The sequence below is a fragment of the Denitratisoma oestradiolicum genome (genome assembly GCF_902813185.1).
Lineage (GTDB): Bacteria > Pseudomonadota > Gammaproteobacteria > Burkholderiales > Rhodocyclaceae > Denitratisoma > Denitratisoma oestradiolicum.
Genome location: NZ_LR778301.1, coordinates 3921749 through 3934922 on the forward strand (window position 1 = coordinate 3921749; position 13174 = coordinate 3934922).

Genomic DNA, 13174 nt, shown 5'->3' on the forward strand with positions numbered 1-13174 from the left:
GGCTTCGCTCCAGGACCGAGACTTAAACGATGTACTGATCCACCGACTTGCGCATCCGGTCCACCACCTGATCCAGATAATTCACCATGACCTCGGTCTGCTGCACCACGGCCACGTTCTGCTCGGTCATGCCCGCCACCTGCTCCACGTTCTGGGCCAGCAGAATCATGGCCTGCTGCTGTTCGGCGGAGGCATGGGTGATCTCGTTCACCATCTGCACCGTCTGGTTCATCTCGGTGTTGATTTCACTCAGGGCGGTCTCGGCCTCCTGCACCAGTTGCACCCCGTTCTCGACCTGGCTGGCGCCGGAGCGCATGCCGGAAACCGCCCGCTGGGTCTCGTCCTGGATGGTGATGATCAAGGTATTGATTTCCTGGGTGGCCTGGCCGGTGCGCTCCGCCAGCTTGCGCACCTCGTCGGCCACCACGGCGAAACCTCGTCCCTGCTCACCGGCCCGGGCCGCTTCGATGGCGGCGTTCAAGGCCAGCAGATTGGTCTGGTCGGCGATTTCCTTGATTACGCCGGCGATCCGACTGATCTCCGCCGAACGCTCACCCAGGGTTTCCACCTGGGCAGCGGAGGCCTTCACCGTGCCCGCCAGGGCCAGAATGGTTTCCGTTGCCCGCCGGGACAACTCGACGCCCTCTCCCGAAGTGTTGCCCGCCTGGACCGCCACCACCTGGGTGTTCTTGGCATTGGCCGCCACCTCGCCGATGGAAACCGTCATTTCTTCCACGGCGGCGGCGGCGGAAGCCGTGGCCTCACTCTGGGTGGCGGCGGATTGGCTGACATTGGCGATGCCCTGGGAAACCTCATGACTGGCCCGGCCCACCTGGCCGGCCGTGTCGGCCATGCCCTGCACGGTGGCCTGGACCGAGGAGATGAACTTGTCCGCCCGGCGGCCGATGGCGCCGATGATGTCGGCCCGGGAAATGTCGAAGCGCCGCTTGAGATCCCCCGTGGTCAGGACCCGTTCCAGATTGTCGGCCACGGTCTTCAGGTCCCGCTGAACAGTGGGCACGAAATGGAAAATGAAGTACAGGGCATACAGGCCGGTGAAGAGGGCCATGCCCTCGCCGATGCGCTCAAGGACCTCCATTTCCATCAGGTCGCCCAGCAGGAAAACCATGGGTGGCAGCACCGCCAGGAGGCCCATGGTCGTGGCCTGGGCGCGGAAGGAACTCAGGGCTTCCAGCCAGGCTGACCGGCTTTTCATCGCGCGTCCGTGTTCGATGCGCAGGCTGCGGTCCCCCCGGCTTATGCGTTTGTAGGCGGCCTCGGCGGCGGCGACTTCCTCCCGGGAGGGCTTGGAGCGAACCGACTGATAACCGATGATCCGGCCGTTCTCCCGCACCGGCGAGGCATTGGCCACCACCCAGTAATAGCCGCCGTCCTGGCGTCGGTTCTTGACCAGGCCGCGCCAGGGCCGGCCGGCCTTGAGGTCGGCCCACAGATCGGCGAACGCTTCCTCGGGCATGTCCGGATGCCGCACGATATTGTGGGGCTGCCCCAGCATCTCCTCGCGGCGGTAGTTGCTGATGTTGGCGAAGGCTTCGTTGGCCTCGACGATGATGCCTTTGAGGTCTGTCCGGGAATAGATGAACTCGCCTTCCGGCAGCACCGTTTCGACATTGGTTACAGGCAGATTCTTGCGCATTCTTGTTATGGCCTTTCTGCGTAGGCACTGCGGGTTAGTGATTCTTTTGGCGGTTTCATCCGCCGGGTCGATTGTATAGATTGATCTAGATCAAATCCACAATAACAACCCAGGTAAACAAAATCGGGCAAAAGCGCCTCGCAGCACTCACTCGCCCTGGGCGGCAGGGGCCAGGGCGGACGATCGGGGAAGATCGGGGACTACTCGATCTCCCCGGCCCGGCTGGGGGCAACCGCGTTCTTCACCACGGTTTCGGTCAGGGCGCCCGAGCAGTATTCGATGAAGCGGTAGGCGTAGCCCCGCAGATAGTGGTCCCGCCGTACCGCGATGCGGGTGATGTTGGTGGTGAACAGATGGTCGCTGTCGAGCAGCTCCAGCCCAGAATCCCGCACCGGATCGTAGGCCATGGCGGCGATGATGCCGAGGCCGAGGCCCAGTTCCACATAGGTCTTGATCACGTCCGCGTCCAGGGCCGCCATCACGATATCCGGCGCCAGGCCGGCGGCGGCGAAGGTGCGGTCGATGTTGGTGCGACCCGTGTAGCCCTCGTGGTAGGTGATGATGGGATAGTCGGCGATGGCCTCCAGGGTGGGCCGGGTGCCGGCCAGGGGATGGCCCTTGGGCAGGATGACGCCGTGATGCCAGGAATAGTAGGGAAAGGAGGCCAGGGTCAGGAGGCCAGGGTCGGCACCCCCTCCACGGCCTCGGTGGCGATGCCCAGGTCGGCCTCGCCGGCGTTGAGCAGGGCCACGATCTCCGCCGGATTGGCCTGGTGCAGCACCAGATGGACCTTGGGGAATTCCCGCATGAAGCGGGCCACCACCGCCGGCAGCACATAACGGGCCTGGGTATGGGTGGTGGCCACCACCAGCCGCCCCTCCTCCCGCTGGGAAAACTGCTGGGCCAGACGCTTGATGTTCCCGGCGTCGAGCAGCATGCGCTCGACGATCTGGGCCAGCTCCTTGCCGGGCTCGGTCAGGCCCAGCAGGCGCTTGCCACGGCGCACGAACAACTCCACCCCCAGCTCGTCCTCCAGATCCTTGATGTGCTTGGAGACCCCGGACTGGGAGGTGAACAGGGCATTGGCCACTTCGGTCAGGTTGTAGTTGCGCCGTACCGTTTCGCGGATGATCCGCAGTTGCTGGAAGTTCATGTCGTTTCAGTCCTCCCGCCACGCCGTCCCAAGGGAGGCCTGCGCCCCCGCGGGGGGCAACGAACGAAGTGAGTGTGGGGATTGTTTCATTTAACGCGAAAAAGTATCAACGGAGCCGAGGGTGACGGTCGAGCGCAGCGAGCCGATGGGTAGCCCCGCCCCAGGGCGGGGATGGGGGTGGGGGGCGTTCAATTGGCTTTTACGCATTTTCATCCTCGGTGGTGGCGCTGGCGACCAGGCGCGTCAGATGCCTTCGCCGCCTTGCAGCACATAGCCGCGATGACGGATTTTCGCTTGCAGCAGCCAGACCGGCCCATGATCCTCCAGATCGAGGAAGTCATCGACGAAAGGCGTTGCCGGATTTTCCACCAGTTGCCGGGGTGTGCCGAGTTGCTCCACCTTGCCGTGATTCATCAGCACCACCCGGTCCGCCACCTCCAGGGCCTCTTCCTGGTCGTGGGTAACGAAGATGCTGGTGATATGCAACTCGTCGTGGAGCCGGCGCAGCCAGCGCCGCAGTTCCTTGCGCACCTTGGCGTCCAGGGCGCCGAAGGGTTCGTCCAGCAGCAGCACCCGGGGCTCCACGGCCAGGGCCCGGGCCAGGGCGATGCGCTGGCGCTGGCCGCCGGAAAGCTGGGCGGGGAAACGATCCGCCAGCCAGTCCAGTTGCACCAGGTTCAGCAGCTCATGGACCCGGCAACGGATTTCCGCCTCGGGATGGCGTTGCCGGCGGGGCTTCATGCGCAGGCCGAAGGCCACGTTGTCGAACACGGTCATGTGGCGGAACAGGGCGTAGTGCTGGAACACGAAGCCCACCTGGCGTTCCCGCACATGGGTATCGGAGGCATCGTCCCCCTCCAGCAGCACCTGGCCACTGTCGGCCTGTTCCAGTCCGGCAATGATGCGCAACAGGGTGGTCTTGCCACAGCCCGAGGGCCCTAGCAGGGCAGTCAGCTCTCCGCTGGGAAAGTCCAGGGAGACATCATCGAGCACGGTGAAACTGCCAAAGGTCTTGCGTATGTTGTGAACCTGAATGCTCATGATTTTTCCTTACCTGAAAGCAATAAACGTCAGCAACGTCATTCCGGCGCAGGCCGGAATCCAGAACGCTCGCAAGGAACGACTCTGGATTCCGGGTTCTGGCCTGTCGGCCAGCCCCGGAATGACGCGCGCAAGGTTCGAGTGACTCAAGTTTCCTTATTCCTTAATGGTTGCCCGGCGGCCCTGCCATTCCACCAGGGTCTTGATCGCCAGGGTCACCAGAGCCAGCAGGGCCAGCAGGGAGGCCACGGCGAAGGCGGCGGCGAAGTTGTATTCGTTGTAGAGAATTTCCACATGCAGCGGCAGGGTGTTGGTTTCGCCCCGGATATGGCCCGAGACCACCGAAACCGCGCCGAACTCCCCCATGGCCCGGGCGTTGCAGAGAATCACCCCGTAGATCAGGCCCCATTTGATGTTGGGCAGGGTCACATGCCAGAAGGTCTTCCAGCCCGGTGCGCCCAGCACCGCGGCGGCTTCCTCTTCTTCCCGGCCCTGGGCTTCCATCAGGGGAATCAGCTCCCGGGCAACGAAGGGAAAGGTAACGAACACGGTGGCCAGCACGATGCCCGGCACCGCGAAAATGATCTTGATGTCGTGCTCCTGGAGCCAGGGGCCGAACCAGCCCTGGGCGCCGAACACCAGCACATAGATCAGGCCGGCGATCACCGGCGACACCGAGAAGGGCAGGTCGATCAGGGTCACCAGCAGATGCCGGCCGCGGAATTCGAACTTGGCAATCAGCCAGGCCGCAGCCACGCCGAACACCAGGTTGAGGGGCACGGCGATGGCGGCGGCCGTCAGGGTCAGGGCCACGGCCGCGAGGGCATCCGGTTCCACCAGAGCCACCCGATAGGCGTCCCAGCCTTTGCGCAACGCTTCGGTGAATACCACCGCCAGGGGCAGCAGCAGAAAAAAGGCGAAGAAGCTCAGGGACACGATGATCAGGGTCCATTTCACCCAGGCCGGCTCCCGCGTGGCGGCGTTGTTCTCGTAGCGTCCGGCATCGACGCTGCCCCAATGGCTTGCAATGGCGCCGCTCATCAGCGATTCCTCCCGGTACGGCGGGCCGTCCACAACTGCAGACCGTTGATGGCGAACAGCAGCAGAAAGGAGGCCACCAGCATCACCACGGCGATGGCCGTGGCGCCCAGATAGTCATACTGCTCCAGCTTGGTGATGATCATCAGGGGCGTGATCTCCGACACCATGGGGATGTTGCCGGCAATGAAGATCACCGAACCGTACTCCCCCACGGCCCGGGCGAAGGCCAGGGCGAAACCGGTCAGCAGCGCGGGCAACAAGGCGGGGAAAACTACCCGGCGGAAGGTCTGCCAGCGATCCGCTCCCAGACTGGCGGCGGCCTCCTCCAGTTCTGTTTCCAGATCCTGGAGAATGGGCTGCACGGTACGCACCACGAAGGGTAGACCGATGAAGACCAGGGCCACCAGCACTCCCAGGGGGGTGAAGGCCACCTGGATGCCATAGGGCTCCAGCAGGCGCCCGATCCAGCCCTTGGGGGCGTAGATGGCTGTCAGGGCAATGCCGGCCACCGCCGTGGGCAGGGCGAAGGGCAGATCCACCAGGGAGTCCACCAGCCCCTTGCCGGGAAAGCGATAGCGCACCAGGCTCCAGGCCAGCATCAGGCCGAACACCGCATTGATGGCAGCGGCGATCAGGGAAGCGCCGAAACTCAGCTTGTAGGAAGCGAGCATCCGCGGTGTAGTCACCACCGCCCAGAACTGCTCCCACCCCAGATTGGCCGACTTGATGAAGACGGCCGCCAGGGGGATCAATACCAGCAGGGAAAGATAGGCCAGGGTGTAACCCAGGGAAAGCCTGAAGCCGGGCAAAACCCGACGCACAGCGGAAGACATGGCGGCATGTATTGGTGATGGGATGGCGGCCAGTCTATCCAGGGGGCTTCAACAGACGAACCAAGAATTTGCGATATGCAAATTCGAATAAACACATAACCCGTCCTGATTAGCCACGAAACTCAGCCGAGTCATTCCAGAAAATCCACCCGTGCGCCTCTGGATTCCGGGTTCTGCCCTCGCGGGCAGCCCCGGAATGACGACTTCGTGGACGCTGGCTGAACATGGTGGCTAATCAGGTAACCCGTTCAGCAGGTGGCATCTGTCGCGGATGCGTCGTTCAGCTCACCGAAAGGCAGTCCCCCTTGGGCATGCACGAGTTGCCGAAACAGATCCTGGCCCTGGGGCCAGGGACCGAAGCCCGATTCGGCATTGATATGGCCGGCGTTGCCGGCACTGACCAGGCGGCTGTTCCAGCGTTTGGCCCAATAGGCGGCACGCATCAGGCGCATCCAGGGATCGTTGCTGCTGGCCACCAGGATGCTGGGGCAGGACAAGCGGTTGCGGGGCACCAGATCGCTGATGCCGAAACGATCCGGGTCGGCGGGCGCCACCAGCAGCAAACCGGCCACGCGCTCCGGCCGTGCCTCCGTGGCCACACGGGCGGCCAGGCAGCCGAAGCTGTGGGCCACGATCCAGACCGGCGCCCTGCTCTGATCGATGGCCTGGCCTACCTTGCTGGCCCATTGATGCAGATCGGGCGTTTCCCAGTCACCCTGCTCGACCCGGCTTGCCGTGGGGTCCTGGCGTTGCCACCAGGTTTGCCAGTGGTCGGGGCCACTGCCATGGAGGCCGGGAACGATTAACGTGAAAAGCATCAACGGATGCCGAGTGTAACCGTCGAGCGCAGCGAGCCGATGGGTAGCCCCGCCCCGGGGCGGGGATGGGGATGGGGGGCGTTCAATTTGCCTTTGCGCATTTTCATCCTTGGGGGTGGTGCTGGCGACCATGCGCGTTAGGGTGGGTTCCATCTCACTTGCCGTAGATCTGATCGAAGATGCCGCCATCGGCAAAGTGGGCCTTCTGTGCCTTGGTCCAGCCGCCGAATTCCTGATCGATGGTGATCAGCTTCACCGGGGCGAACTGCTTGGCATACTTGGCGGCCACGGCCTTGTCGATGGGTCGGTAATAGTTCTTTGCCGCCAGCTCCTGGCCCTCGGTGGAGTAGAGGTAGTTCAGGTACTCGGTGGCCACCTTGCGCGTGCCCTTCCGGTCCACCACCTTGTCCACCACGGCCACCGGCGGTTCGGCCAGGATCGAGAGGCTGGGGGTAACAATCTCGAACCCGCCCTTACTCGATTGAGGCCCCAGTTCCTGCACCGCCAGATAGGCCTCGTTTTCCCAGGCGATCAGCACGTCGCCGATGCCTCGCTCGACAAAGGTGGTGGTGGAACCCCGGGCGCCGGAATCCAGCACCTTCACATTGCCATAGAACTTCTTGAGGAATTCCTGGGCACGGGCTTCGCTGCCGCCCGGCTGCTTGAGGGCGTAGGCCCAGGCCGCCAGGTGATTCCAGCGGGCGCCACCGGAAGTCTTGGGATTGGGGGTGATGATCTCCACGCCGGATTTCACCAGATCGTTCCAGTCCTTGATGCCCTTGGGATTTCCCTTCCTCACCAGGAACACGATGGTGGAGGTATAGGGCGAGGCATTGTGGGGCAGCTTCTTCTGCCAGTCGGGAGCCAGGATGCCCTTGGCGGCGATGGCGTCGATGTCATAGGCCAGGGCCAGGGTGACGACGTCCGCATCCAGGCCGTCGATCACGGCACGGCCCTGCTTGCCGGAGCCGCCATGGGAAGCCTTGATGCTCACCTTCTCCCCGGTTTTGGCCTGCCAGTATTTGGCGAAGGCGGCGTTGAAATCCTGGTACAGCTCCCGGGTCGGGTCATAGGAGACATTGAGCAGGGTGACATCGGCAAGGGCGTCCCCGGCCAGGGCGCCAAGCAGGGCAGCAGCGATGAAGGTGTGACGGGTATGGCTCTTGAGCGACATGATTTCCTCTCCTTGGGGTAGCGTTGGCGGAGAGGAATTTACGGGGGGCGGCTTGATCCCGGAACCAAGAAATTCTGCAATGCAAATTACCCGCAGCGGGCGACGCGCCGCTAACGGCATCGACGGCCACCGCTAACCAGGCAGCCCTGAAGTCAGGTGCCGATCAGCCTGGACGCCGCGCCGCGAGGCTCTCTTCCAGGCAGGCATTCAGATTCAGCGTGGCCTTCGCTGTGCCACCCCCACTACCGGACTTGAGAACACAGTTTGCGGTGCCTTTGCCTGGCTTGGCTGACGTTCTGTTTGCGAGGGCTGACGTCCTGGTTGCGAGGGCTGTGCCGCTGGTCGACGGGCTGCGTCCGTAGGGTGTGGCGAGAAAGCTTTCCTCTGTCGCCGGCGCGCGGCCCGTCTGCCGGTCAACCCGCACGTTGCCCGATCGGGAATTTTCCGTGGAGGGGGTATCCCGGCGCAGGCTGTCGCCCAGCCCGGTGGCCAGTTGCAGGCAGAGGAAAAGCAGCAGCAGGATGAGCAGGGGGATCCAGGCCATCTTCCACCAGGGCGCCTGGAGCGGGGCAGGCGCGGGGGTCTTGACCACGGAGGGTAAGGGGGGCGCCAGGCGGGTGACGATCTTGTCTTCGTTGTTGGTACGCCTGGCTGGCGCGGGTGCTTTCCGGCCTTTTGCCTTGGGATAGAGCATGCTGCGTCTGACAGAAATGGTGTGCATCATTTTCTCCGTGCTGCCATGTGGGGACGGAGTCGCTCGATGCGGGCGGGGGAATACCGAAAGGGGAGAGAAGTCGCCCGAGGGCGGCCCCTGGCCTGGCGGTCCCGCTATCCTGGAGTGGTGCCCACCCTTTAGACCGGTGACTTTGCGTCCCCACCTTTCGATGGGTTTGCCTTTTTCAGTTACAGGCCGAGGGTATGGTGAATCGGTGAAAACACCCAGGACATTTCGCACACTCGGAAAGGATTGGACGGGATGCAGCCCCCAGGCTCAGCCTCTCAGCAGGGCCTTTTTCAGGGAGTCGTCTACCGGGTGCTCGCCCAGCCAGATGCTCAGCAGGGCCCGTCCCAGGCGGGGTGCGGCCACTTGACCGCGCACTTCGCCGTTATGGCTGACAACGACCTTCTCCATGTCCAGGTCCAGGACGATGGTGTCGCCGCTACGGGCCTGACCGATGGTGGCCATCAGGGCGCCAAGCTGGTCCACACCGGCCTGGAGGGTGACCAGTTCCGCTTCCGGCACGTTGGCCCGCAGGCCGTCCCGCAGGGAATTGAACAGGGTGTCGGCATCCACGTCGCGCAGCATCTGCAGCACCATGCGGCTGGGCTCGGGGGCCTCCAGCAACTGCCGGGAACTGGTGGAAGGTTTGGTCACGTAGAGGGCCGCCACATAGACCTTGAAGAACATTTTTGTGCGCAGCCCGGCGCCGTTGAGCTGGAGGGTCGCCCCCTGGGCGGTGAGCCTATCTTCCACCTTGACGCCGGCTACTTCCACCGCCTGCAAGCTCGATGGCGTCATGCCCAGCAAGGGCAGGAGCAGGCTGGCCTGACGCAGGAATTTTTTGATGCGTGTCATGTTGGCGCTCCTTCACCGACGGCCCCCAGGTGTGATCCCGAGGGCCGTTGTTGGCGGACGACTCAGAAGGCGAGGGAATACTGGATGCCCAGGATGTCCACCGCGTTGTCATAGCTGCCGCTGAGCAGACCCCGGGAGGCCTGGTTGGCGGCGCTGTGGCCGTTGTCGTGGATGCTGGCCTTGTTGATGAACAGGTGGGCGTAGCCCACATCCAGCATGCTGTCGGCGGTCAGCTTGTACTGGGCGCCGATGGAAAGCCAGGTGCGGTTATGGTCCGGTAGCCGGGGGGTACGGTAGTCGTCCTGATCCACCGGGCTCTGGTCATAGGCCAGGCCCAGGCGCAGCTTGGTCGCGGGGTCGAGCTGGTAGTTGGCCCCCAGGGCGAGCCGCAGGGTATTGCGCCAGTGCTCCGGCGTGGTGCTCAGCAGGGTGCCGTTGCTGCGGTAGATGTCCAGGGACTGGATCTTGGCCCAACCGGTCCAGGCCAGGTCTCCCAGCAGTTCCCAACGCTCGTCCAGACGGTGGGTGAGGCTCAGGGTGAAGGTGTCGGGCAGCTCGATGTCCAGCTTGACCGGGCCGTCGGCCAGGGTGGTTGAGGCGGCCAGGCTGCCATTGAGGAAGGCCGCCGTGCCGGCACTGATCAGGCCCCCGGCAGCAATGGTGGGCTTGTCGAAGCGGGTGCTGCCGGTGACATGGTATTTGACCGAGGAACGGTAGGCCAGGCCGAGCCGGGTCTGTTGGCTGAGCTGGATGATGGCCCCCAGGTTGTAGCCCCAGGTCCAGTCGCTGCCCTTGACCCGCACCGTGGCTTCCTGGTCGTTCAGGGCACCGGCGCCGCAGAGGGCCGCCAGGGCCGGGTTGGCGCAGAGGGCCGCCGAGACGTTGGCGGCGCTGGCCAGTTGGGCGTCGAGCTTCTGATAGTTGGCGCCGAAGCCCAGGGCCACCTGATCATTGAGCCTGTAGGACACCGAGGGGTTGAAGTTGATGGTCTTGACGCTGGACTTGGTGGCGTGGAAGCGGCCGCGCCAATCCTTGTCATAGTCCGTGGCCAGACCGAAGGGGGCGCCCACGCCCATGCCGAAGGTCCAGCGCTCGTTGATGGGCATCACGAAATAGGCCGCCGGCACCGGCTCCCAGCCGCCGGCATCGCCGCCGTCGCCGCCCAGGCGGGTGATGCCCAGGGGAGCGGTACTGCCGTCGTTGGAGAACTTGGCCTGGGGCCGCACCATGTCCAGGGAGACGCTGAAGTGCCGTTTTGCCGGCAGCAGGCTCATGCCAGCAGGATTGAAGAACACCGTGCTGGCATCTTCGGCCACCGCCGCAGAACCGGCAAAGGCGTTGCCGATGCCGCTGGCGTTCTGCTCCAGCAGTTGAAAGCCGGAGGCGCCGGCATGGCCGGCCATGGTGGACAGAGCGCCAAGCATCAGGCCGGGAATCAGTTTGAGAACCGCCGTTTTCTGGAACATCTCGCACCTCCTGTGTTGTCGGGGAGCGGCTGCTCCCGTGGTTTTTATGAATCCACTCTTTATCACCGGCTACGCCGATAGCTAAGCGGCCCGCCCCGGAACGGGGGGAAGCCCGCTCCGAACATTACACCTGCATCGGCCAGGTCGGCATCAGCCACGATGCCGTCATCGACGATGCTTTGGGTTTTTTCCAACAAAGGTTGCAGCAGGCGTTGGGCCAGCCCCGACGGCGCGGCAGCGGCGGGCCGGCGCTGGGGTCGGCCCTGCTGGTAAAGGTAGAAACCTCTTCCGCTCTTGCGCCCCAACTCGCCCCGCGCCACCCGCTCGGCCAGACAGGCGGGCGGACTGGCGCTGCCGGACAAGGCCCGGCCCGCCGCCATGGCGATATCCAGGCCCACGGTGTCCGCCAGTTCCAGGGGCCCCAGGGGCATGCCGAAGTCGCGCATGCTGCGGTCCACCACTTCGATCGCCAGACCTTCATCCACGCAGCGCATGGCTTCCAGCATGTAGGGGGCGAGCACGGCATTGACCAGGAAGCCCGGCGCGCTCCGCACCGGCAGGGGCAGCTTGTCGATGCGCCGGACGAAGGCGCAGGCCTGGCGCAGCGGTGCCTCGTCGCTGTCCTGGCCATGGACCACTTCCACCAGGGGCATGCTCATCACCGGATTGAAGAAATGGATGCCCACCAGGCGTCGGGGATCCGCCAGGCCCTGGCCCAGATCCTCCAGGCGCAGGCTGGAGGTATTGGTGGCCAGCACCGCATCCGGCCTCATGCGTTTTTCCAGGGCAGCCAGCAGCGTCCGCTTGGCGTCGAGGTTTTCGTAGATGGCCTCGATCACCACGTCCGCTGACGCGGCCCCGACTCCCGCCACATCGGGGATCAACCGGTCCAGCAGTGCCCGGCGCCGGCGCGGGTCCCGGACGCGCTTGGCGAACACGGGGGCCAGGCGGGCGAATGCCGCCGCGAGCCGCCCCATGTCCTGGTCCTGCAGTGTCACGGTAAGGCCCCGCAGGGCGCACCAGGCGGCGATGTCGGCGCCCATCACGCCGGCGCCCACCACATGGACCCGGCGCAAGGGTTGCTCGCTTTCCTTGCCGAAGGCCTTGAGCCGCTCCTGCAACTGGAACACCCGCAGCAGGTTGGCGGTGGTGGGGGAGCTCACCACGGCTTCCATCAGGGCCGGCGCGGCCAGGGCATTGCCGCCGTGTTGGGACCAGAGGTCGATGATGGCGTGGTGGGCCGGATAGTGGGCTCGCGGCGCCTTGCGCTCCGTCTGCCTATGGGCCTGGGCAGCGACGAGGGCGCGCAGGGGCCAGCGGTTCATCAGGGCCTTGATGCCTCCGGCCTGGGCCGGTGCTCGGTCGGAGGCGACGATCTGGCGGGCGGCGGCCAGCATCACCCGGGGCGGCACGCAGGCATCCACGATGCCCATTTTCGCGGCCCGGGGAGCATCCACGGTGCGACCCGTCAGCATCAGGTCCAGGGCGACCTGGGGGCCGGCCAGTCGCGGCAGACGCAGCATGCCACCCCAACCGGGGAAAATGCCCAGCAGGGCCTCGGGCAGGCCCAGGCGGGTGCCCGGCTCATCCACGGCGACGCGGTAGCGGCAGGCCAGGGCCAGCTCCAGGCCACCGCCCAGGCAATGGCCCCGGATCAGGGCCAGCGTGGGCCAGGGCACGGCGGCGAGGCGATTGAACAGATTCCAGCCCCGGGCCACCAGGGCATGGACCTGATCCGCCGTGCCCAGGGTGGAGAACTCCCGGATGTCGGCCCCGGCGATGAAGCCGGCTTCCTTGCCAGAACGGAAGATCAGGGCGCGGGGCGGCTGGGCCTCCAGTTGGTCGAGGACTTGCGCCAGCTCCGCCATCACTTCCGCCGAGAGGGCGTTGGTGGATTGATCCCGGCAGTCGAGGATGGCCCAGGCCAGGCCATCATCTTCCCGTTGCAGTGTCCAGTGCTTGAGTGTCATCGAACTACCCTCCCCCCTGCCCCCTCCCCACGGGAGGGGGTGACGACGGTTCGCCGGCTAACGCCGGCTCCATGGATAACGCTGCCACGCCTTTGGGCGGCCATGCGGCGCGGCTCCCTCCCCCCAGCCCCTTCCCCGCGGGAGGGGGTGACGACGGTTCGCCGGCTAACGCCGGCTCCATGGATAACGCTGCCACGCCTTTGGGCGGCCATGCGGCGCGGCACCCTCCCTCCACAAGCCCCTTCTCTGCGGGAGGGGGTGACGACGGTTCGCCGGCTAACGCCGGCTCCATGAATAACGCTGCCACGCCTTTGGGCGGCCATGCGGCGCGGCACCCTCCCCCCACAAGCCCCTTCTCTGCGGGAGGGGGTGACGACGGTTCGCCGGCTAACGCCGGCTCCATCAATAACGCTGCCACGCCTTTGGGCGGCCATGCGGCGCGGCG

10 protein-coding genes, 2 pseudogenes and 1 riboswitch are annotated in these 13174 nt (G+C 65.1%); of the genes and pseudogenes, 1 reads left to right on the plus strand and 11 read right to left on the minus strand.

Features of this window, described 5'->3' with window-relative positions:
* Positions 1-22: 22 nt before the first annotated feature.
* The 3 genes and pseudogenes from DENOEST_RS17885 to DENOEST_RS17895 all read right to left on the minus strand — a co-directional run.
* Complete coding sequence (locus tag DENOEST_RS17885) at positions 23-1657, minus strand: methyl-accepting chemotaxis protein (protein WP_145770451.1); 1635 nt, start codon at positions 1655-1657, stop codon at positions 23-25.
* A gap of 200 nt (positions 1658-1857) precedes the next feature.
* Positions 1858-2810: pseudogene (locus DENOEST_RS17890) on the minus strand (CysB family HTH-type transcriptional regulator).
* A gap of 315 nt (positions 2811-3125) precedes the next feature.
* Positions 3126-3851 (minus strand): annotated as a pseudogene (locus tag DENOEST_RS17895) (sulfate/molybdate ABC transporter ATP-binding protein); the annotation flags it as partial.
* On the opposite strand from DENOEST_RS17895, the gene DENOEST_RS17900 reads away from it, so the two are divergent.
* Complete coding sequence (locus DENOEST_RS17900) at positions 3850-3996, plus strand: hypothetical protein (protein WP_170228168.1); 147 nt, start codon at positions 3850-3852, stop codon at positions 3994-3996. The pseudogene DENOEST_RS17895 and the gene DENOEST_RS17900 overlap by 2 nt on opposite strands.
* Positions 3997-4007: 11 nt before the next feature.
* Here the strand turns inward: DENOEST_RS17900 and cysW are convergent, their stop codons facing one another.
* The 8 genes from cysW to DENOEST_RS17940 all read right to left on the minus strand — a co-directional run bounded on the left by cysW (position 4008) and on the right by DENOEST_RS17940 (position 12729).
* On the minus strand, positions 4008-4892 hold the full coding sequence (cysW, locus tag DENOEST_RS17905) for a sulfate ABC transporter permease subunit CysW (protein WP_145770450.1): 885 nt from the start codon (positions 4890-4892) through the stop codon (positions 4008-4010).
* Positions 4892-5725: a sulfate ABC transporter permease subunit CysT gene (gene cysT, locus DENOEST_RS17910; protein ID WP_145770449.1), complete on the minus strand. Its 834-nt coding sequence runs from the start codon at positions 5723-5725 to the stop codon at positions 4892-4894. Before cysT ends, cysW begins: the two co-directional genes overlap by 1 nt.
* A gap of 248 nt (positions 5726-5973) precedes the next feature.
* Positions 5974-6543, minus strand: a complete 570-nt coding sequence (locus tag DENOEST_RS17915) for an RBBP9/YdeN family alpha/beta hydrolase (RefSeq protein ID WP_145770448.1) — start codon at positions 6541-6543, stop codon at positions 5974-5976.
* 154 nt (positions 6544-6697) lie between these two features.
* Positions 6698-7717 carry a sulfate ABC transporter substrate-binding protein gene (locus DENOEST_RS17920; protein ID WP_145770447.1) on the minus strand — a complete coding sequence of 340 codons (1020 nt, stop codon included), beginning with the start codon at positions 7715-7717 and terminating at the stop codon, positions 6698-6700.
* A gap of 163 nt (positions 7718-7880) precedes the next feature.
* Positions 7881-8441: a hypothetical protein gene (locus DENOEST_RS17925; RefSeq protein WP_145770446.1), complete on the minus strand. Its 561-nt coding sequence runs from the start codon at positions 8439-8441 to the stop codon at positions 7881-7883.
* Positions 8442-8532: 91 nt separating this feature from the next.
* A riboswitch (cyclic di-GMP riboswitch) is annotated at positions 8533-8622 on the minus strand.
* 86 nt (positions 8623-8708) lie between these two features.
* Complete coding sequence (locus tag DENOEST_RS17930) at positions 8709-9293, minus strand: chalcone isomerase family protein (protein WP_145770445.1); 585 nt, start codon at positions 9291-9293, stop codon at positions 8709-8711.
* Between the two features lie 62 nt (positions 9294-9355).
* A complete protein-coding gene (locus DENOEST_RS17935) occupies positions 9356-10759 on the minus strand; it encodes an OmpP1/FadL family transporter (RefSeq protein WP_145770444.1) in 1404 nt (467 codons plus the stop codon).
* A 62-nt stretch (positions 10760-10821) separates the two neighbouring features.
* Complete coding sequence (locus tag DENOEST_RS17940) at positions 10822-12729, minus strand: 3-hydroxyacyl-CoA dehydrogenase NAD-binding domain-containing protein (protein ID WP_145770443.1); 1908 nt, start codon at positions 12727-12729, stop codon at positions 10822-10824.
* Positions 12730-13174 lie beyond the last annotated feature (445 nt).

Coding starts and splice junctions, on each gene's coding strand:
- DENOEST_RS17920 (WP_145770447.1), bottom strand. CDS start 7,717: ATGTCGCTCAAGAGCCATACCCGTCACACCTTCATCGCTGCTGCCCTG.
- DENOEST_RS17930 (WP_145770445.1), bottom strand. CDS start 9,293: ATGACACGCATCAAAAAATTCCTGCGTCAGGCCAGCCTGCTCCTGCCC.
- cysT (WP_145770449.1), bottom strand. CDS start 5,725: ATGTCTTCCGCTGTGCGTCGGGTTTTGCCCGGCTTCAGGCTTTCCCTG.
- DENOEST_RS17940 (WP_145770443.1), bottom strand. CDS start 12,729: ATGACACTCAAGCACTGGACACTGCAACGGGAAGATGATGGCCTGGCC.
- DENOEST_RS17915 (WP_145770448.1), bottom strand. CDS start 6,543: ATGCTTTTCACGTTAATCGTTCCCGGCCTCCATGGCAGTGGCCCCGAC.
- DENOEST_RS17935 (WP_145770444.1), bottom strand. CDS start 10,759: ATGTTCCAGAAAACGGCGGTTCTCAAACTGATTCCCGGCCTGATGCTT.
- DENOEST_RS17925 (WP_145770446.1), bottom strand. CDS start 8,441: ATGATGCACACCATTTCTGTCAGACGCAGCATGCTCTATCCCAAGGCA.
- DENOEST_RS17885 (WP_145770451.1), bottom strand. CDS start 1,657: ATGCGCAAGAATCTGCCTGTAACCAATGTCGAAACGGTGCTGCCGGAA.
- DENOEST_RS17900 (WP_170228168.1), top strand. CDS start 3,850: ATGATTTTTCCTTACCTGAAAGCAATAAACGTCAGCAACGTCATTCCG.
- cysW (WP_145770450.1), bottom strand. CDS start 4,892: ATGAGCGGCGCCATTGCAAGCCATTGGGGCAGCGTCGATGCCGGACGC.